Genomic DNA, 19012 nt, shown 5'->3' with positions numbered 1-19012 from the left:
AGGGCGACCGGGACTACATCGGGGCACTGAACGTTGCTCGTGTGTTCTTCAGCGAATCGGACGAGCTAGACCACGGTTTCACGTCCTCCTACACGGGGGATTCTGAAATCGTGCTAGCTTGCCGTTCCGCTGGTGAGCAGAGCGATGTGCTGCGACCCTCGTCAGAACTCGCTTCTGACGCTGGCACGCGGCTCACGTTCGGATCTGGCATCGTCGCCTACGAACCCGAACAGGCAGCGGCGACCACTGGTGGTGGGTCGGCTGTCATAGCACCCGCTGTCGCCTTGCCCGAGTCGAACGCAGATGGTAGTGATGGACGCGGCCCAGTCGTCCAACAGTGTACCCGTTTCTTACGGTGTACTACTGAAAGCTACTGAAAATTGGAACGACGTCACAGATACCATCCAACATCTCGTTAAAAGACCGGGCGATCTCTTCCATGGCCTCGTTGTCTGTTGTCGATTCCAGCCGTTTGTTGAGTTGGCCGTTTGCACAGGCGGCCATCGTCTGTGAGAACTGTTCGGCTTCTGTTGTTAGCTGCTGTCGTTGGTGTTCGGCTTCCTGCTGGAGTTCTTTGATTTGGGCTCGTTCTGTTTCGAGTTCGCTGGCTTTTTCTTCTGCATTCTGTTTCGCTTCCTGTGCTCGCTGTTGTTCGGCTTCGACTTCCTCGAGTGTTGTTTCGAGTGAGTCCCGCATACCGCCAACTGTATCGTAGAGGCTTCCAACTTCGTCGACCCGGCTCGTGGTGAGGTCGATGTCGAAGTTTCCATTGCCGATTTCTTCGGCTTTTGACCCGAGCTGTCGAAGGGCAAGGGCGATGTTGCCGCCGAGGATGATGCCGACGAGCCCAAGGTTAATTGAGAATATAACCAAGATCCCAGTGAGGGCTGCGATGGCTCTGTTTTCGAGGCCGGTTGATGATCCGGTGGTGATGTGGATTCCGAAAAGGACGCCGAAGGCGAGTGTGACTGCTACTACAAGCCCGAGCGCCGATGCGATTTTGAGACTGTACTGTTGTCGGATCCGATCTGGTGTTAGAAATTCTGCATGCACTTTCCGCCACAGAAAGGGTGTAGAAGAGGTCTGTGGGCGGCTAGAGGTTCGGTGGGATCGTGGAGTAGTTCAATGTCGCCTATCATCGATTGCCTGTTTGGCTCCGTTGTAAGCAGCAGTCTCGACATCCGCAATAATGTTCTCCATCGATGGGGATGGATCTTCTACCTTGCTAGACGAGAGTTGCTCAGAAAGATCATCAAGTTGGCCTCGGAGTGTCTGAATCTCTGCTAGAGCCACCGCAGGCTGGGTGTGAGACGTGTCGTGACCGTCCAGGTCTGCCATTGTAACTAATCTCGAGAACAGATCGTCCCAGGTCTCATCTTCGCCTTTGAGAGTCTGCAACTCCTCTTTCATCTCCTGTGAGATCGTCACTGTTGACCAATCTTCAGCCATACTCATACATTGGGTACTAATGTATATACATTTTTCTAAATGTATAATATTCCTGGAGAAGACGGCATCGTACGCTGTGGAAACCGTAACGCAATCGAAAACGATGATCTGACCAGACCAGTGGAGAGATAATCGGCCAAACAGACAGTTCTCAAAACGGTATTGACAGACTCTCACAGCGATTTTTGATATCCAAAATTAGTCGCTAGCTAGCTTGATGCCCATTCTGTGGCTTCATCAACATCCTTGAATGATTTTGCGTCGACGCCATCGATTTTCTGTACCGAACTCGAGAACGCCATTCCTTTGATCCCGTTCGAGACAAGAGCCCATTTCGTGATGCCATGGGATTTGCCTGCTTCAGCAGCTTCAGCGGCTTTTGCAACGACGTCTTTTGGCAGATTACTCTCCATCTGAATAATCGAAACATGGGCATCGACTTGCTCTTGTTCGGCAAGTTCTGCGAACCGTTCGTTCACACGGGTGAATTCCGATGGATCTGCTGGCATCCCTTCCGGGAATTTCGCGTACACCACGTTTTCTTCAGCCCAAAAGCTCCCATTGTGAGTTCGACATAACCCTCCATACTGAGGTGTGAAACATCAATGTATGGGCCAAACAGACGAGTTACATACTTTGATTAACTAGTCCGGGGTGATAGATCGCAGTTGAGAGTCGACACAACGGCAGAGAGACGCAAACTGGCTGTCGAATTTAGCAATCAATGCCAGCAACAAGCCGCGAGTCGATGAACGCATCGCAGAGTTGCTCGTCGGTACAGATGGCTCGGAGCAGTCCGTCGATTCGCTCGACCGACTGGGGGAGGTTGTACCGGTCGACAAGCGCTGGGGCATGCCATGGCTCGAGTGGCCGGCCAGTAACAGCAGCGTGGCGAAGCCCAAGCCGGATAATCTGGAGGTCATGTCGCGAGTCGAACCCCCAGGCTTCAGCGCGATCCTCGAGTTCGGTATCGTAGGTATCGAAGCCGATGATGTCGTGGCACTCCCGGCAGAGACAGATCCCCTGGTCGGGATCATGGGACCAGTGGTGGTAGTCGAGGCTCCCGTTTGCAATCGCGCCGTCGTGGTTGAGAGTCGTCAGTGAACGCCGACACAGCGGACAGGAGACGTCCCAGTCCCAGCCAAAGGCCGAGGCCTTCTCTGCCAAGCGAGTCGTGTATTCGTCGTTGCGCGGCTCGCCTTTGCTGTTTGTAATGCCGCCCCAGAGCCAGTCGTCCCAGAACCGTTGGACCATCGCCGTCAGCGTCGACGGTTCGACGATTGAGAGATACGCAGCATCGACCGCGACGACACACCAGACGCGCAACTCAACCTCACATTGGTCACAGGCGATGTCGAAATGCGGGACGACCGGTGGAAGCTCCTGCTCGTAGACGGTGACGGCCTCGCCGCAGTTCGGACAGCAAATCGCGGTCGGTCTCTCGGCCAGGGCATGCTGGTCGTTTGCCTCGAGCAGGACAGTCGCTTGATCGCCGTAGGGGTGATCGGGGGTCGCCGTATGATGGGGCGTTGCTACGAGGTCGTCGTGTGGTGGACACGATCTTGCGTGTGTCATACTGCCGATTCCGCCTTTGGGGCTAGCGCATCCGTGATATCTGGCTGCTGGCACTGCAGGTTCTCGATCGGGTCAACAGTATCGACCTGCCAGCTGCCGTCGTGGCGCGATTCGTCGATGCGCCAGAACTGCGATTTGCCTTGGTGTTTGACGTATCGGATGCGTCGCGCTTGGCTGGCAGTGTGTTCTGTAAACGATACAACGAATACCGTCTCGGTTGCTGTGCTGTTACTGGTCGGATGATGGGTTTGGGGTTCGATCATAACTGAAGACAGAACAGTCAGTGGCTACCAGTTGTCAACTACAAGGCCGACGCCGGCTCTTTTTGTACTGACTCTCCTTCACTGCTGTCGGGAAATAAAAACACAATTCTACACAAGTTCGTCTGTGGAAATAACTGCCATCGTATACAATGGCCAACAAAGATATTTTGTCATCATCGTAACTCATGACTGGGGGTTGAAATGAAACTGCGACAGCCAACAGACTTTCTCATCCTCGAAGCACTCGAGGAGACTGGTCGAAACGTAGCAACAAATCTTGCGCATCATACGAACAAATCACGGCAGAATATCAATACCCGCCTTCCAGTACTCTCAGACTATGAACTCGTCCAGAAAGTTGGTCCTGCTGATCGCTCTGGGCTCTATGAAATTACATCGCTTGGGAAACGAGCACTGCGGTACCGAGAACAATACGATGAGAACGAGAATTTCGAGGATTTGCTTGCAAACACCTGACCGGTCCGATCCTCGAAAAGACCGAAATATCTCACAGGCCGTGTTTGAAAAGATCTTCTGAGCCCAATGAAGATCTCATGTTGAGAGACAGTTCTCACCCTTTGGTCGACACCGATGCTGCGAATTAACCAACGGGCGGCCGCCAGGAGGTGTCTGTTGGTTAACGAGCGACTGATCCGTAGAATTTTCGGGTAGCATGTAGTGGAAAGACTAATGGCTGATAGCGAACAGACAGAGAAACAATACCATGCGGCGTCAAGTGTCGACCTTCTATCGGCATTGTCAGCACTCGATATCGAATTTTTGACCGTCTCTGACCAGCGCGTGCTCATCATCTACGCCCGATCGATTCTCAACGTCGACGTGAATACCGGTGATATCCAGAGCGCTGATGCTCTCGAGGTAACCGTCCTTGATCACGATCCAAGTGGTGGTATCAATCATCCACATGGTCTGATCACGAGAGTTATCGACCAGATCGACGAAACAGCTGGGAGTGATCTGTCTCCGGTGTCCTGAGTTATTCACCTAGAAACATCGACGTTTTTAACAACTAACCCCCTCAATTAGAGTATATGTACGATCTCACTGGCTTTCAACGGGACCTTCTCTATGCAATCGCTGGACAAGATGATCCTCATGGACTCGCGATCAAAGACGAACTTGAGGATTACTACGAGAAAGAGATTCATCATGGGCGACTCTATCCGAACCTCGATACGCTCGTCGATAAAGGTCTCGTCGAGAAAGGGGAAGCAGATCGTCGGACGAACTTCTACAGCGTTACCCGACGTGGCCAACGCGAGATTGAAGCACGACGAGAGTGGGAAAATCAGTACGTTGGTGAGTTGCTCGACGGATGATCGACCTCATTCGTGGTCCGTTTGAGCTGTTGCAACATCAGTCAGACACTGACGCTGATGATGAGACGCACGACGCCGAGACCAGTAGCAAGGGCCCATCAAAGTAGCCACTGGCTCATAGTGATTAAGACGAATCTTTGCCAGTAAGATACGGCCAGATGTTTGGTTCGGTGATTGAGCTCAGTCCTCGTGGAATGTAGTCTTTCAGCGTTGAGAGATCTGGCATAAGGCGGTACTTGAACCACTCTTGCAGTTGGTCCCAGCACCCTTCGACAGCGTTCAACTCGGGGAGTTTCGACGGGAAGTACCACACTTCGAGATTGTCCCCGCGCACGCACGAGACCGAACTGTCTCCGACAGTTTCGGTCTCGTGCTCTCCGCTCACGTGTTCCCAGAGATCCCTCGCGTAGAAGTAGCCCGCTCGATCCAGGAACACCACTAACTCCTCACCAAACTTGTCTTTCAGCGCCTCTAACAGCCGAATCCCGTGAAATCTGGTCAAGTTCTCCTCTGTCCAGCAGTAGAAGCTGTCACCGTCGTCGGTGACAGCGCCCAGCACTGTCACCGACTCCCAGGACGTTGCTGTCTCTATCGTCGGATCTGAACCGATTGGGTACCAGCCACGCCGCTGGACAGTTCCGACGTGCTTGGTAAATTGATCGACGACAACGACGGTTTTCTCGCTCAGTTCGGGCCGTTTTTTTCGACTGTCTCTTGGAACTCGGCCTTCTCCTCAGGGTTAGCCTCGTGGTGTTGAGGCCGTGCTGTCCGCAAGGACAGCCCGGCCTCTCTCAACAATTCGTAGGCGTAGTTCTCGTGGTATTCGACGCCATACTCCTCTTTGACGTGGTGAAGTAGGAGTTTCGCTGACCACGCTTGTTGGTCGTAGCCGAGTTCGGTCGGCGGCTGTTGCAACTGTTCGAACAGCTGTTCACGCTCTTCTCCCTCGATCTTTGCTGGGCCTCCTGGTCGAGGAGCGTCGTAGGGAGCTTGCTCGATCGGTTCTTTCTCGAACCGATCGAGCCAGTTACGGATCGTTTTCTCAACGACGCCATGCCGTTCAGCCAACGTATCGAGTTGATCGCCCTGCTTGCGCCCGATCGCCGCGAGAACGCGTTCTCGCGGCTTCCCCTCGTCAATCTCCTCTTTGAGCTCGTAGAGTTCCTCAAGCGTAATCTCGTCGAGCCGACCCATTACCGACTCTACTACGTTTATCGGTAAATGTTTTCCTTAAACACTATCAATTGAGAGTACCGGAAGCAAAGTCTAGACGGCTTTGCGCACTACTTCCGGGGTTTATTCGCCCAGATCGGGGTATGTGCGTCACGAGCTACAGTAATAATTCCTCATTTTACCGGCCCTGTTTAGACGCTCGAAATCGGGCGCTTGAGGACCAAATGCGCGTTTGATGGGGTAGTGACTACTGTCATCTCATTCGCTCTACTGGGATCAAACAAGCCATGTAGCGCAAAACCTCGGCTGAAGTCGGGAACGGCCAGCATATTTTCGTCTGGAAGAGTATGATAATATTATGTCGGTCCGGTAAGAGGACCTGAAACGGTTTAATCTATGCGTCTAAACAAAACCCATCACTGATAAGATGAAAAGACCGATCGGAGTCCAAATTCAGTAACTACAAGGACAAGTATAACAAGAAAAGCACCTCCCCACATAAACGGAGCGAATACGAACCCTGTAAAATCCTCTGGTGCATTCGAAATATTGTCACGAAGACTACCCGCTGTAAGATATGCTGGTACGAGAAGTGGTGTTAAAAGTCTCCAGCGAAGAAATAGATAGACAGGTAATGATGTAATCACAACAAGTGACAAAACTGCAATAATGTGTCTGTGTATTTCCGTTGTTAGGTTTAGTGATAGGAAAAATACTGCATTGCCGTATATTATTAAAACATTGAGAATTCCGACTACTAGTGATATTATAACTTTCGTTGGTACCATAGTGACAATACCTATGGAATGAGGGTGAATAAAATTAGGGGTGATGAGGTAGAAATCGGAAATCCTCTAATAGATATATGCAACTTCCCCGTCGTGCGTATCCTCTGGCGCGTGGATTCCCACATCATTCCCGAGGTCATATTCCTCAACATCGGCAATCCCTTCCCAAGCAGATGCCACTTCTTCTCGGGCCTCTGTATAATTCCATGGGTCGTCGTCGTCTCCCCCTGGTACCCAGTCCTGATTGTGATCACACGGGTCCCAGTGAACCTGTCCAAATGAACCAATGTCTGATTCTTCAAACGAGTACATACGAATGTGATATTGTGTTAAACTATTAGGAAGTAGGCTGCAGTCAGTGCCCTCATTTTTTTGTATATCTCCATCTGTACTGTAGACTGTATCAGTATTTGGACAAGGTGCATATCGGGGAGATTGGGCGACATAATCAGTAGGAACTGTATTATCCCACTCGTCACTCATTCCAGTACCAAGTTCCATATTACTTTGAACTACTTCAGTATTATAATCCTCCCAGACGACATTAATAGGTGCCTGCCTATCAAATATAGAACCATCATCAGCATCGGACTCAGATGCGTAATGATATAGCGGGACATCACCAATGCTAATACTACTAGTTGCTACCTCATTGCGGTTCTGTCGAAGTCGTTCCTCTGAAACCCGGTGTTCTTCGACAGAACCAAGTGTCCGTTCTATACCATCTCTTTGGGTGACAATTGTATCTTGTTCAGTGCTATCTTCTTTTTCATTTTGAGGAACCCATTCTTCACCAACGTATTCTGTTTCGTATTCCAGTGTGCGGCGGCCGTATCGCTCCATCAGATCATCACTGATGAATCTCTTCTGATGTTGATAGAGATCGTTATCATCAGAAACGGGTTTAAATCTATGAATCATTCTACCTTCTGCTTTAATTGGAAGCACTTGCTCATTATCTACACTCCCAATATCGTCACGACCGTCTGATTCATTTTTGCTGTTAGCTGTAGCAACCGTTCCCATTATTCCAGTAGCTGATGCGCCAAGGGCAGTCAAAATCGTTCGGCGTTTCATAACCACTCTATAATGTATGTTCATATAAGATAAAACCTTTGAACATTAGCTTTTAATAGACATTCTGTCTAGGTACAGTATAATAGCTAACAGCATCGGTGGACGGCACGATCTAGTTCTGGATCGTCTCCACCGGCGTTTTTTCGTCGAGAGCTTGATGCGGTCTTTGGTGGTTGTAGTAATGCACGAACTCCGGAATTTTCGGTACTTCCCGACCGATGTGAGAGCCGAAGCTAAAGCGTTGCTCTGATTGGGAGAATGTCCGGTTGAGAGAATGTGTTCACCATACCTCAACCAGACGATGTTCTTTCGGATTCGGACGTCAAAGACTTAGCGAAAAACGTCATCTGTCAGCTCCCGCTGCCGGGAATCGAGGGCTCGCCCCTCGATCCCGGCGAGATCTGGGCTGTCGTGGTTCTTGCAGCGGTCAACCAGACGTCCATCTGGGAGACGTGCAAGGACAACGACAACGCCCCCTGTGATGATACTGTCATGGACTGGCTCCATACGCTCAACCGGGAGTGGCTTGAGCGGGTTGGTAACCGCCTTCTCATGCAGTTAGCGATGACGATCCTCGACCCTGACCGGTCGAGGATCGTCTCCATCGACTTCGTCGATAACCCCTATCATGGAACGTACGCCGATGAAGAAGGTGAACTCTGTCGCATGCACGCGAAAGACGGAACAACGACGTGTCACCGGTACTGTACCGCGTATCTCGTCTCGAACGGGAAGCCGGTGACGTTGGCCATGACGTACGTCCGGAGCGATGAGAAGGAAGCCGACGCGGTCGAGCGCGTTCTCGACCGCGTCGAAGCCTATCCCTTCGAGATAGACCTTCTCTTGGCAGATCGTGGCTTCTACAACGAACGTATCCTGCGCCGTTCGCGGGAGATTGCTGCGACTGTCGTACCCGTCCAAAAGAAGGGCAAGCGCATGAGGAAGAAGCTGGATACGCACTGCTCGTACATGACGACCTATCGGATGTACAAAGTATCGGATGTACAAAGGCCGCGAGCGGGAACTGGAATTCCCGCTCGCGGTCGCTGTCTCCTATCACGCCGGAGACCGCGGGAAAAGCGGCGAAGTCGTTCGAGGTTATGTGGCGTGCGATCTGGCCGATCGCACGCCGAAGCAAGTCGAACGACTCTACCGAAAACGGTCAGCAATCGAGACAAGCTACCGTGTATTCCGCCAAGCACGGGTGGTAACGACGACACAAGACCCAATCATCCGCTTTGCGTTCGTTCTGGTTGGATTCCTGTTGGAGAACCTCTGGCTTGTGCTTCGATGGGCGGTCGTCGCCCGCCCACGGCGGGGCGGGCGCGACCTGCCCGAGGAATTCACGTTCAAGACCTTCTCTGACTGGATCAGACACGCGTTAGAGGAAGAGTTAGAGCGAACATGGGAGATTGAGATGAACGGCGTCGGTGTGCCAGAAGCGTACGCATCGGCCGCGGGCTGACGCCAGCCCGCGGCCTTGGGCAAGGTCTGGTGAGCAACAGCATTCGTCTAGAACAGCGGATTTAGCCTTCTTACCGCGGGTTCCTTCACCTGTGAACTCTATTTTGTCCTTCACTCAGCTACCACACCAGCGTTTGCTCCAGTTTCCCATGACTCAGCACAGCTCACGAAGCGACCTTCGGGAAGTACCGACTTTTCCAGTGAACGGGAAACTTTGGACATAGACCATCCGCCGTTTCCCGCTTCAACTCCCTAGTTCTGACGGATCAACTCGACGCTATCTGGCGATTCACCAGAGCCCATTTGGCTGCATCGTATATAATCTGTGGCTACTGGTTGACTTTCTCGCCCAGGAGCGGATTGGGGTGATTGAAACGAGAAAGAAACCCCGTATCACCCTCTCCAGATTTCTCGAGTGGCTCGGTGAAGAGCTGATCACACTCATTTAATTCGCGTTCTGGTTTGCATCTCGTGAGAGATATCTGTAGGTAGCGGCGCTGTTTTCGACCTTATTTTGGACGTTCGGTCTGGAAATCACTTTTTTGATGTGTTTGAGAAGTATTTTCGACCAGTCATGACCCGCTTTCGACGGAGATTGTCGCGTTTTCGTGAACGTTTTGACCGGCATTCGCATCGCAACCGCTGCGGAAAGGGTATAGCGCCATACAGTTTATCCGATAAGAACATTTTCTCGCCCAAATTGTCGTGGGTTCGGCTGACTCTCTCGGTCAGCAAAACCCATAGACTAATAAAGAATCCAACTGAACTGCTGAACTGCTCCAAAATGCCACTCTTAGAACAATCATACTGGACCGTGACCAGGCTTCTATCCGAATTCTACATCAATCCAATTTCGGATGGTCGAATCACCCAGAGATCGTTACAATGAGTCGATCAGATGCCGAACAGGAGAGCGAGAGCAACGTTGAGCAGGCACTATCATTCGATGGTGTTCGATGGACCTCGTGTTCGCTCGAGGACTTCACGGACCTGTACTGGGACGAGATCGCACCCTGTCTCGAAGCAGAGGGTATCGATCCGAGAGGCGAGAAACCGACCCACCAGTGGTTTCAGAATCACAATGCACGATCATTCCTTGCGGCTCTCCGTCGCCATCATGACCGCTCGTTCGGAGATTTCTGGAACGAGGACCTCGGGCTTGGAGACAATAAAGAAGGCTACACATGGGCAACAACGGACGAGGCAACAATCGACGCCCTCGAACAGTTCCTCAACCGACGAAAATCACGGTACAGTCTGGCATCGTCGTCTATCGAAGCAATGCGAACGCGGCTGAATCTCTACGTCCGTGCTTACCAAGAGGCAAATGGAACGGGCGACCTCCTTACACCAATTCTACGAGGTCAAGAGAATCCAGCCTACGAAGCCGTTGACGCGGTCTATGCAGCGTTCGACTGGTTGAACGAGGGAACCGAGGACAAGTACAGTGCCCAGACTCTCCAGCGTGTGCGGCGCGTCGTCGACGCCTGGTATCAGCATCTGGTCGGTCGGCGAGTTACCTCGATGAACCCTGCCAGCGGCCTCTACGACGAATTCAAGTGGGAAGTAGAGGAATCCCCGACACCTTCCCTTTCAGCAAACCATATTCGGAAGCTAATGCAGACGTCGGAGACAACACAAGAACAGCTGCTCGTAGTAGCACTAGCTGGCTGGGGACTTCGAGCGAGTGAGGTCGCCGCACTCCACGTCTCACAGTTCCACCGTGATGTTCCCGGAGACGACATCCCCTTCATCACGTTCGAGAGCCGCAAGAACGGGCCCGGTGAGGTGTCTCTCCTGTACGGAATGGACGTGTTCGACTCCCGAATCGACGAGCTAGCGGACGACGAAACGTGGACTGGGTATCTGTTCCCCTCATCACAGGGAGAAACACCGTACGTAACACGAGATACAATCCGGAACTGGTTCCAAGATTTGGCGTCGAAAGCCGATCTCCCTGTGAGAATCGAGGGAGAGCGTCCGAGTCCTCAGCTCTGTCGTCGCTTCTGGTACGATACCTATACTGCAGTCCTCGAAGGCGTTCTCGAAGGTATCAACGAAATCGCTGCAGAGCAAGGTAGTAGCGATCCTCAGGTAGTGATGCAAAATTACCTATCTGACTCGCGTTCTCGTCAAGTCCGACGAGAGTTCATGCAGGATCAACTTAACGCAGCCTTTGGAGAGAGAACTTGACGTTACCCATCTGTCAAGCCATTCCAGATGTCTGTCCTCAGTTGATATTTGAATCAATGAATCATAGAGTCACAGATTCAATGAAGTGTTGACTTCTGGAAGTTATGAGTTAATGAACCCATGATCCACGGTAGCACTACCACCATGGAGGGAGTCGATTCACTGACTCATGGAATCATTGAGTCACTGAATAAGTGAGTAGCTGAATCATTGAATAGAGAACTCAGGAACACCAGACCCGTCTCACGAAATTATTGAATCAATGAATCAGTGAAATTCTGACGTTGTGAATCAATGGGTCTGTGAGTTAATGATTCAAAGATAGTCCTCGGAAAAGAGAGAATCATAACGCTCAGCCACTCAGGTAACGATATCCACCAAAATCAGATTGAGAGAAACACAACTAAGTGTCTGACATGGATTTATGAGTCATTGATTCAATGATCTAACTATGGCCGAATCACCTCGTGGATGGGGCATCACCCCATCGACTGACATCCCAACGATCGCCTTCGGCAACCAAAAAGGCGGGACAGGAAAGACAACGGCGACGATCAACAGTGCCGCGGCGCTGGCCACTCGCGACCACGATGTGCTTGCGATCGATATGGACCCACAAGCCGACATGACGAAAGGGCTTGGACTGGGTCCGGGCGACGACAACGATCCATCAAGCCCGAAGAACGAACTCCCCAACACACTAGTCACCGATGACGAGAATCTGCTTGACGTACTCGTCGACAATCCGCGCACGCACGATACTAGTCTTTCAGAGATCGTGATCGAAGCCGACGAGTACGACCATCTGAACTTCGACCTAATTCCCAGTCACAAGGACATGGGCCTTGCTCGAGACTGGATGGACGATGCGAATGCCCGTCTCTCGCTGAAACTCGCCCTCGAAGAGATGGTTGACGATGGATATAACTACGATTTTATCGTAGTCGATTGCCCTCCCGACCTCTCAGTCCTGACGGACGCGGCGTTCATTGCGGCTCAGAACGTCTTCCTAGCTGCACAGACCCAAGCAACATCACGGGATGCACTTGACGATCTGTGGGACCAGCTGGAGTCCATCGAGGACAACCAGCAGATCGAAATCGCAATCGTTGGACTCCTGGCGAACATGTACCGGGACGACGGGCAGTCGAAAAAGTTCCTCAACTCCTTCGACGAATCCTTCGCGTCGATGGCACCGATTTTCAAACTCCCGATGCGAGTAGCAATCCAGCGTGCGTGGGACAACGGACGAGATATTTTCGGATGGGAAGACGCGAATGACCAGCAAGTAGAGCACGACCTCTTCCTCGAGGTTGCGGAGACAATGGAACGAGCGTTTGACAAAACGCAGGTGGAGGCATAAGAATGCCCCGGGGAATGGACGAACGGTTCGAGGATCCCTCAGACGAGGTGGATGAGGAGGACGCGGTCGCAGATGAGGAGACCACAGAGACGTCGGAAGAACAGGGTCGTGAAACTGCGGCAGCGACCGAGGATCAATCAGATCAGCAGCGAACCGCATCCACGACCGATACTGATTCGTCGACCAGTGAGGCAGGAGAGACAGATGATGAACCGCTGAACATCCGCGAAGATTGGGATTCAGCCACAATATATGTTGAACCGGAGCAAAGCGAGGACATCGAGATCACGTTTACTCGCCTGAAAAAGCAACTCAAACGTGAGGATATCACGCTGGAGAAAAACAAGCACTTCTACCGCGGGGTTTTCGAGGTGGCGTTCGGCGAGCATCGGGAAGAAACGAAGGAGATGATTCGCGAACTCGCGAAGCAAGACGCTGATCAGTGATTCACTGATTCACTGATTCACGGAATCTTGAATGCTGTGTGATTACCCCGGTAATAAGAGGGTCGACTACTCCGACCTACTCGCCAGCAGTAGCTGGCTCCTTGAGGACGGGAGCTTAGCGCCCTCTTTTCCACCTAACTCGAACTGGATGGGGGCCAACATAAGCTCCCATTCTATCCCATAGTTCAGTATAGCAATCCACAGATTATTATATCTTGTTTCCGTAGTCGCTACTAAAATGGATGGTGATTAAACAGTGGACGATATTAACGAGGCAGCCCGTGAAGAATGGAGAGACAACACGACACCCTATCAGCGTGTAAAGTCTGTAGTGAGTCGCACATACGAGGGGAAGCCAGCCACGGAGATCGCTGAACGAGCGCTGGTGGCAGAGACCACAGCCCGAAGTCACTTGGAAGGACTCGCCGACGACGGGTTTGTCGAAACAGTATCCGACGCTGATAGCAGGGCGACATTATACTCGCGATCGTGGGAGTCGTTGGTTCTCGAACAGGCACAGGATATGAGACAGAACGTGGACTCGGAGACACTGCTCACTCAGGTACAGAAGATGCAGGAAGAACTCAAAGAATATCGTGAAGAAACTGGATTAGATGACCCAGAGGATCTCTCCTGGAACGACATGGAGATTGACGAGGAGACGCTGCTACAGTGGCGAACAACGCGACGGAACCTGAACTTCGCGAAGGTCGCACTCGCGCTAGATCAGGCTGAAGACAGTATCCGTAAAACAGCGGTATAGGTTCTATGAGCAATCTAGACGGAGATTCTGAATCACATACTCTGAGGGGGAGCATCGATCGAAAGTCGCTATGTGATTTCCGAGATATATTCCAGGAGGAAGAACCACTTGCAACAACAGAACTAGATAACCCGCTGAATCCCGATGTGCTGACGATTATGTACAATACTGGAATCGGGGAGGACTCGAGTGGCAGATTTGATATCAGGTGGTCAACAGTCGGTGACTATAACATCCATTATACGGACACGGCCCGCAATCTCCGATGGGACCTCCACCACCACGGCTACACGGCCCCATTGGACGACCGTCACTATCATCCATCACCGAACGCCTCGAACGACGACGAAGACGTCGAAAAATCGTGCATCGATGTACAAGAGGTCGAGACGGTTGCTCGAGCAGTCAAGGCTGCCTGGCGAGAGTGCTACAACGTCGGTTCTTTGGATATTGCAAACGACCTCGATAATCCGCCATGAGCATGATCGGATCGACTATGATCTCGACAGTGGCGAGGAACTCAAGTTCGATACGCCGGAGTACGGTGTAACATAGTACGAAACTTGTATATGAAGAAATTTCGAGTGGTGTTACAGTCAGCAGGCACGGGAACCGGTACTACCTCCAGTCGATCACATCGACAGCCGCACTGTCTTGTCCACAAGGCACTGAATCTGCTTGAACTGTGCCCGGTCCATCTCGAAGAGATGGTGGCGGTGAGTTTCGGTACTGGACAGTCGCTGTCGGCGGCGGATTGCCGCCGACGTGACAGTGTAGCCACTCACAACCGCTGCCCCAATTCAGGGACAGTTACCGGAAGAACCGGTCGTCGAGTGATTGATTCGCTTGGACAGATCTGCGTACACCGAGAGCTGTCCAGGCAGCACGAACCACCATCTCACAGAACTCCGTGGACGACCACTCCCAGAGGCGGCGCCCCCCACGGCGGCGCCGCCAGGTTCCACACCGTTTCCAAGCAGACATTCACTCTAACCCGATGTGATCGACTGACCGCCTTAACCAACAAAACTATGGGGACGTGTTCCATGTTGGTTAATTCGAGAACAGCCGATGTCCTACGAACCACCGGCCCCACCAGCGAAACTCCCCCGGAAATAGTCAACACGCTCAACGAAGCCACTCCGGAGCGCCTCCGTGACGTTGCCACGTACGCCGAGGAGGTAGCCGAACACAGGGAACGTGAGGCTCGTCTCGAGGCGGAGCCAGACGAGGCCCACGTCGAGGAACGACCCGATGACCTCCCAGACGAGGTCCCGGCGAAGGCCACGGTCACAATCAAGAAAATCAACGACAATCGCTACTACTGGCAGTGGCGTGAGGGCGAACAAATCAAGTCGAAATACAAGGGACCAGTCAACCCAAACGAAAGAACTCGACTCGGGAGATTCTTTTTGTCCCCTTATAGGCAGAACAGGCACAATACCACTGCCTTCAAGCCGTAGATACGCGCCGTTACTCAGTGGCTCATCCCACCGACTCCGACAGGGCCGGAAATTCCCGGAAAACAGGGTTTTCCCTAAAGAGAATCGCAATACAGCACGGGAATTAACAGACAGAATAGGACTAATTGAATCGTTTCCGGAAACATCCCAGTCACGTTTTTAGTACTAGCCAGAAAAACAGCCTTTCAGACAAAAGATGATCCGCGATGCTCGTGTACTCCGGGCTGGGTTCGTCCCTCAGGAGGTTGAACATCGCGATGCTGAGGTCAATCACCTCTCCAGCGTCCTCGAGCCCATCACGAACGAGGAGCCCGCCGACACGGCCATCGTTACCGGGCCCAGCGGTGCCGGCAAGACATGTATCTCGAAGTTTGTCACCGAACGCCTCCGTGAAGAGGTCCTCAACGTCGAGACCACCTACGTCAACTGCTGGCGCAACTACACTCGGTTTCGCACGCTCTATCAGATCCTCGATGACCTCGGCGCGACCATCGACATCCACCGCCAGTCGACCCCCCACGACGAACTCGTCGACCGCCTCCAGCAACACGACGGCCCGCGAACCGTCGTCATCCTCGACGAGGTCGATCAGCTCGAAGATCCCAGCCTCATCTACGACCTCCACAGCCTCCCGCAGTTCGCGATCATCTGCATCGCGAACAAGGAAGAGGATCTGTTCAGCCGCGTCGACGACCGCCTCGTGAGTCGCCTGCGCTCCAGCGAGCACGTCCGGATGGACAAGTACCACGACGAGCAACTGTACGACATCCTGAGTGCTCGCTCGAAATGGGGCCTCGACGAGGACATCATCAACGACAACCAACTCTACCGGATCGCCGACGCAGCCGCCGGCGACGCCCGCCTCGCAATTGGCATCCTCCGAACGGCCGCCGGCAAGGCGGATCGCGAGAACCACGAGCGCATCACTGACGACATTCTCCTAGATGCCGCTGAGGATGCTCGGGCCCAGATTAAACAGACGAGCCTCGACTCGCTCACACCGCACCAGCGCGTCGTCTACGACATCGTTCGCGAGCACGGCCCAGTCGGGCCAAGCGAGATTCACGACCACTATACGGACGAGGTCGACGATCCGCGGACGAAACGGACAGTCCGGTCCTATCTCTCCAAGATGGCTCAGTACAACCTCCTCGAGGCCGAGGGCACGAGTCGGGATCGAGAGTACTCACTCGTCGATTCAGCAGCGGCATCGCCGATGCAGTGACTGTGAGGCCGCGACCTACCCCGAACTGAACTCGCCGAGGTCCGATTGCTCGTGGTCTAGCGGCTCGATGATCTGGGGATCGTCGTTGCCAGGGTTATTGACTCCCGACGAGATCTCGTAAGCGTCTAGATCGTCCTTCGGATACGGCTGGCACAGGTCCTTGCGGGTCTTCGGATCTGCGGCGAGCCAGTCGGACTCAGCGTCCCGTGGAAGGACGACCGGCATCCGATCGTGGATGGAGTTCAGCAAGTTATTCGGCTCCGTCGTCAGAATCGTCACGCACGAGATCGTCTGGTCGTCGCCCTCCCAGACGTCCCAGAGCCCGGCCATCGCGAACGGGGGGTCGTCCTCCCGGTAAATCCGATATGGCTGTTTCGACCCACTGGTTGGAGATTTCCATTCGTAGAACCCTGACGAGAGGACCAGACAGGGGCGAGATTCCCACGCCCGCTTGAACGCGCCCTTCTCATCGGCAGTCTCGGAGCGGGCGTTGATGATGCCTTCCTTGGGTTGGTCCGCCCAGAACGGAATCAGCCCCCAGTGGTAGGCCTCGATCTCGTCTGAAGCCTCGTTCGTGATGATGTAGAGGTCCTCGCCAGGCGCGATGTTGTATCGGGGTGTGTACCCACCGTCTGCGACGACCTCGGCGTCGAAGCGGGCCTCGAGGTCAACCTGGTCGATGAAGAGCGAGTTGCGGCCACACATACATCCGGGTCCGATCGGGAGAGCCTTCAACGTATCTGGAAATGTGAAGGGCTGGTTCTGTTGCTCCCTCGTTTAATGGTAGATTTGGGGATGATCGGTAAGTACAAACGCGGCACTTACCATCGTGATTTGTAGTTCGACATCTTGGCTCTAGGCTTCTGCCCTGGGTTGCGCTGATTCCTCGACGTTGCTGGATACAGCACCGCAAAAGGTTAGAAGCTATGCGAATTTTGGAGTATTATGACCATTATCTACAGATTTCGCCCAATGAAATATTTGATTGGCGACGACGGCGATAACGACTACCGCGAGCTTGAGAAGCAGGAATTAGCACTCTCCTCACCACGGTACTTCAACGACCCACTTGAGGGCTATCAAGATGTGTTTTGGGAAGGGGACGAAGTCCTGTGGGAGAACCTGCTCCGACATTATTTGTTAAATCTACATCAGGCGGCCATAACGTGTGCGCTTTCTGATGACGAGGAAACTCTCGAAGAATATGCCATAGAACCCAAGCTCACCCGTGGCGATCTCTCCACAGATGAGCGTCGCCAACAATTCAATTCCATCTGCCAGTTGTTTTTCGAGGAGAAAGGATTCGAAAGTGTCCCTTCGAGTCTAGCTTCCCTGCCAGAGCCACTGAAGAGGAACAATCTCAAACAGATCCTGTCGGTCATCCACCGCTCGGCACTCGAGTCTGTATTAGAGAGAATGAGGGGATCGGGAGCGATTCCGGAAGGATGGCCTGAGGTTACGATTTCAGGTGACTCTGAAACCGTTGAAGATCTGTTGGATGCTATTTCCGCCGCTATGGCTGGTGAGAATGAAGAACTGTTAGAATCAGTAGCGTCGCTAGTTAGGCCCTTAGAATCGCATATGTACCTACAACAGGCGGTACAGACGGGGGTGGAGCAGATTGAACTGCAACATAAGAAATATCACTTTTTGCACCACTCATTTCCCGACCGGTATATTAGAGAAATAACCAACTCACTTATTCACACGAATTGGCATACGTTGTGTTTCGCGAAGGAGTGTGCAAGTCCTCCGATGTGGGCTACGTATGCAGACGAACATAGAGGAGCCGCGTTGATGTTCCGCGCAGACTGCCAAACTGACGAGTCATGGGGGAAGATGGACGTCAGCGAGGGTGCTGGTTCGGAAGATTCGGAACCTACCTCGGGGGAGATCACAGCACCTCTGCATGCTGTTGACTATGAATCTCCACCGCCAGAAGTTGACTTCTTCCGGTTTTTAGGCAGGCTCCCACTCCCGAAGCTGGAGTCAGCGTGGCATTCCACGCCGGATGGCAGAACTAGTCAGATGATGGATGAAATCGTAGATGATCTAGATGCCTGGCGAGAAAACCTTTGGAAGCATTTCCACAATATGTCGACGAGAAAGCTGAGAAAATGGGAACATGAACAAGAAATTCGCATGGTGCTCCCCGATCTGTTGGAATCAGAGGGATCTCATCGTAAGGTTACATATGATATGTCCCAACTTGAGGGAATTGTATTTGGCCTTCGTACTTCACTTGAGGATCGTTTTGAGGTGATGAAGATCATCTCCGAAAACAATCAAGATGGTGATTCCTCTCCTGTTGAGTTTTATGAGATGGTTTACGACGGCAAGGATTTCAGAAAAGTGAAACTAAATGTGGCCTAGTATTCCCAAGGTACTATGTCTCTATGAGTGTGGAAGCAAATTAAAGCCACTCCCTAT

At 52.5% G+C, this 19012-nt stretch carries 19 protein-coding genes and 5 pseudogenes; 13 read left to right on the top strand and 11 right to left on the bottom strand.

Annotated elements, in window-relative coordinates; translation table 11 throughout:
* Window positions 1-377 (top strand): annotated as a pseudogene (locus BBD46_RS22980) (transposase); the annotation flags it as partial.
* Here BBD46_RS22980 and BBD46_RS16925 read toward each other — a convergent pair.
* The 4 genes from BBD46_RS16925 to BBD46_RS16910 form a co-directional block, all read right to left on the bottom strand.
* Window positions 361-1053, bottom strand: a complete 693-nt coding sequence (locus tag BBD46_RS16925; RefSeq protein ID WP_071402860.1) for a HAMP domain-containing protein — start codon at window positions 1051-1053, stop codon at window positions 361-363. The pseudogene BBD46_RS22980 and the gene BBD46_RS16925 overlap by 17 nt on opposite strands.
* A 69-nt stretch (window positions 1054-1122) precedes the next feature.
* On the bottom strand, window positions 1123-1449 hold the full coding sequence (locus tag BBD46_RS16920) for a DUF7557 family protein (protein ID WP_139173679.1): 327 nt from the start codon (window positions 1447-1449) through the stop codon (window positions 1123-1125).
* 209 nt (window positions 1450-1658) lie between these two features.
* Entirely contained in the window at window positions 1659-1985 is a 327-nt protein-coding gene (locus BBD46_RS16915; RefSeq protein ID WP_071402858.1) for a hypothetical protein, read from the bottom strand.
* Window positions 1986-2163: 178 nt separating this feature from the next.
* The gene (locus tag BBD46_RS16910; RefSeq protein ID WP_071402857.1) at window positions 2164-3024 is read right to left on the bottom strand and encodes a hypothetical protein; all 861 of its coding nucleotides are present in this window, start codon (window positions 3022-3024) and stop codon (window positions 2164-2166) included.
* A 464-nt stretch (window positions 3025-3488) separates the two neighbouring features.
* Here BBD46_RS16910 and BBD46_RS16900 point away from each other — a divergent pair.
* The 3 genes and pseudogenes from BBD46_RS16900 to BBD46_RS16890 form a co-directional block, all read left to right on the top strand.
* Window positions 3489-3752, top strand: a pseudogene (locus BBD46_RS16900) (winged helix-turn-helix transcriptional regulator); the annotation flags it as partial.
* Between the two features lie 225 nt (window positions 3753-3977).
* Window positions 3978-4283 (top strand): hypothetical protein, encoded by a 306-nt coding sequence (locus BBD46_RS16895; RefSeq protein WP_071402854.1) that lies wholly within the window; start codon window positions 3978-3980, stop codon window positions 4281-4283.
* Between the two features lie 56 nt (window positions 4284-4339).
* A complete protein-coding gene (locus tag BBD46_RS16890) occupies window positions 4340-4627 on the top strand; it encodes a PadR family transcriptional regulator (protein ID WP_071402853.1) in 288 nt (95 codons plus the stop codon).
* Between the two features lie 124 nt (window positions 4628-4751).
* Here the strand turns inward: BBD46_RS16890 and BBD46_RS16885 are convergent, their stop codons facing one another.
* The 5 genes from BBD46_RS16885 to BBD46_RS21825 all read right to left on the bottom strand — a co-directional run bounded on the left by BBD46_RS16885 (window position 4752) and on the right by BBD46_RS21825 (window position 7864).
* A complete protein-coding gene (locus tag BBD46_RS16885) occupies window positions 4752-5315 on the bottom strand; it encodes a transposase (RefSeq protein WP_084777803.1) in 564 nt (187 codons plus the stop codon).
* Window positions 5312-5821, bottom strand: coding sequence for an IS630 family transposase (locus BBD46_RS16880; protein WP_071402851.1), 510 nt, complete (start codon window positions 5819-5821; stop codon window positions 5312-5314). The genes BBD46_RS16885 and BBD46_RS16880 overlap by 4 nt, the downstream gene beginning before the upstream one ends.
* A 395-nt stretch (window positions 5822-6216) precedes the next feature.
* Entirely contained in the window at window positions 6217-6588 is a 372-nt protein-coding gene (locus BBD46_RS22770; RefSeq protein WP_171908237.1) for a hypothetical protein, read from the bottom strand.
* Window positions 6589-6654: 66 nt separating this feature from the next.
* Window positions 6655-7665, bottom strand: a complete 1011-nt coding sequence (locus BBD46_RS22340) for a hypothetical protein (protein ID WP_139173676.1) — start codon at window positions 7663-7665, stop codon at window positions 6655-6657.
* 112 nt (window positions 7666-7777) lie between these two features.
* Window positions 7778-7864 carry an integrase core domain-containing protein gene (locus BBD46_RS21825; protein WP_256374999.1) on the bottom strand — a complete coding sequence of 29 codons (87 nt, stop codon included), beginning with the start codon at window positions 7862-7864 and terminating at the stop codon, window positions 7778-7780.
* 77 nt (window positions 7865-7941) lie between these two features.
* Here BBD46_RS21825 and BBD46_RS16865 point away from each other — a divergent pair.
* The 6 genes and pseudogenes from BBD46_RS16865 to BBD46_RS21820 all read left to right on the top strand — a co-directional run bounded on the left by BBD46_RS16865 (window position 7942) and on the right by BBD46_RS21820 (window position 14373).
* Window positions 7942-9130 (top strand): annotated as a pseudogene (locus BBD46_RS16865) (ISH3 family transposase).
* An 884-nt stretch (window positions 9131-10014) separates the two neighbouring features.
* Window positions 10015-11322 (top strand): tyrosine-type recombinase/integrase, encoded by a 1308-nt coding sequence (locus tag BBD46_RS16860; protein WP_071402848.1) that lies wholly within the window; start codon window positions 10015-10017, stop codon window positions 11320-11322.
* 451 nt (window positions 11323-11773) lie between these two features.
* On the top strand, window positions 11774-12685 hold the full coding sequence (locus BBD46_RS16855; RefSeq protein ID WP_071402847.1) for a ParA family protein: 912 nt from the start codon (window positions 11774-11776) through the stop codon (window positions 12683-12685).
* Window positions 12686-12699: 14 nt separating this feature from the next.
* The gene (locus tag BBD46_RS16850) at window positions 12700-13131 is read left to right on the top strand and encodes a hypothetical protein (RefSeq protein WP_171908239.1); all 432 of its coding nucleotides are present in this window, start codon (window positions 12700-12702) and stop codon (window positions 13129-13131) included.
* Between the two features lie 256 nt (window positions 13132-13387).
* On the top strand, window positions 13388-13894 hold the full coding sequence (locus tag BBD46_RS16845) for a DUF7342 family protein (protein WP_071402845.1): 507 nt from the start codon (window positions 13388-13390) through the stop codon (window positions 13892-13894).
* A gap of 5 nt (window positions 13895-13899) precedes the next feature.
* Window positions 13900-14373: a hypothetical protein gene (locus tag BBD46_RS21820; RefSeq protein ID WP_084777802.1), complete on the top strand. Its 474-nt coding sequence runs from the start codon at window positions 13900-13902 to the stop codon at window positions 14371-14373.
* Between the two features lie 331 nt (window positions 14374-14704).
* Here the strand turns inward: BBD46_RS21820 and BBD46_RS22335 are convergent.
* Window positions 14705-14842, bottom strand: a pseudogene (locus BBD46_RS22335) (ISH3 family transposase); the annotation flags it as partial.
* Between the two features lie 123 nt (window positions 14843-14965).
* On the opposite strand from BBD46_RS22335, the pseudogene BBD46_RS16835 reads away from it, so the two are divergent.
* Window positions 14966-15357: pseudogene (locus tag BBD46_RS16835) on the top strand (hypothetical protein).
* Between the two features lie 196 nt (window positions 15358-15553).
* Entirely contained in the window at window positions 15554-16582 is a 1029-nt protein-coding gene (locus BBD46_RS16830; RefSeq protein ID WP_071402843.1) for a Cdc6/Cdc18 family protein, read from the top strand.
* Between the two features lie 15 nt (window positions 16583-16597).
* Here the strand turns inward: BBD46_RS16830 and BBD46_RS16825 are convergent, their stop codons facing one another.
* Window positions 16598-17287, bottom strand: a complete 690-nt coding sequence (locus BBD46_RS16825) for an SOS response-associated peptidase (protein WP_071402842.1) — start codon at window positions 17285-17287, stop codon at window positions 16598-16600.
* Between the two features lie 240 nt (window positions 17288-17527).
* Here BBD46_RS16825 and BBD46_RS16820 point away from each other — a divergent pair, with 240 nt between their 5' ends.
* On the top strand, window positions 17528-18955 hold the full coding sequence (locus BBD46_RS16820) for a hypothetical protein (protein ID WP_139173674.1): 1428 nt from the start codon (window positions 17528-17530) through the stop codon (window positions 18953-18955).
* Window positions 18956-19012: the final 57 nt, after the last annotated feature.

Source organism: Natrialba sp. SSL1 (assembly GCF_001861355.1).
In the GTDB taxonomy this organism is placed as follows: Archaea; Halobacteriota; Halobacteria; order Halobacteriales; family Natrialbaceae; genus Natrialba.
The sequence above is the reverse complement of the archived record's forward strand: the minus strand, read 5'-3'. Positions and strand labels throughout refer to the sequence as shown.

Excerpts from the sequence above, each read along its gene's own strand:
- BBD46_RS16920 (WP_139173679.1), bottom strand. The coding sequence starts at position 1,449 with ATGGCTGAAGATTGGTCAACAGTGACGATCTCACAGGAGATGAAAGAG.
- BBD46_RS16910 (WP_071402857.1), bottom strand. The coding sequence starts at position 3,024 with ATGACACACGCAAGATCGTGTCCACCACACGACGACCTCGTAGCAACG.
- BBD46_RS16895 (WP_071402854.1), top strand. The coding sequence starts at position 3,978 with ATGGCTGATAGCGAACAGACAGAGAAACAATACCATGCGGCGTCAAGT.
- BBD46_RS16890 (WP_071402853.1), top strand. The coding sequence starts at position 4,340 with ATGTACGATCTCACTGGCTTTCAACGGGACCTTCTCTATGCAATCGCT.
- BBD46_RS16880 (WP_071402851.1), bottom strand. The coding sequence starts at position 5,821 with ATGGGTCGGCTCGACGAGATTACGCTTGAGGAACTCTACGAGCTCAAA.
- BBD46_RS22770 (WP_171908237.1), bottom strand. The coding sequence starts at position 6,588 with ATGGTACCAACGAAAGTTATAATATCACTAGTAGTCGGAATTCTCAAT.
- BBD46_RS22340 (WP_139173676.1), bottom strand. The coding sequence starts at position 7,665 with ATGAAACGCCGAACGATTTTGACTGCCCTTGGCGCATCAGCTACTGGA.
- BBD46_RS16860 (WP_071402848.1), top strand. The coding sequence starts at position 10,015 with ATGAGTCGATCAGATGCCGAACAGGAGAGCGAGAGCAACGTTGAGCAG.
- BBD46_RS16855 (WP_071402847.1), top strand. The coding sequence starts at position 11,774 with ATGGCCGAATCACCTCGTGGATGGGGCATCACCCCATCGACTGACATC.
- BBD46_RS16850 (WP_171908239.1), top strand. The coding sequence starts at position 12,700 with ATGGACGAACGGTTCGAGGATCCCTCAGACGAGGTGGATGAGGAGGAC.
- BBD46_RS21820 (WP_084777802.1), top strand. The coding sequence starts at position 13,900 with ATGAGCAATCTAGACGGAGATTCTGAATCACATACTCTGAGGGGGAGC.
- BBD46_RS16830 (WP_071402843.1), top strand. The coding sequence starts at position 15,554 with ATGATCCGCGATGCTCGTGTACTCCGGGCTGGGTTCGTCCCTCAGGAG.
- BBD46_RS16825 (WP_071402842.1), bottom strand. The coding sequence starts at position 17,287 with ATGTGTGGCCGCAACTCGCTCTTCATCGACCAGGTTGACCTCGAGGCC.
- BBD46_RS16820 (WP_139173674.1), top strand. The coding sequence starts at position 17,528 with ATGACCATTATCTACAGATTTCGCCCAATGAAATATTTGATTGGCGAC.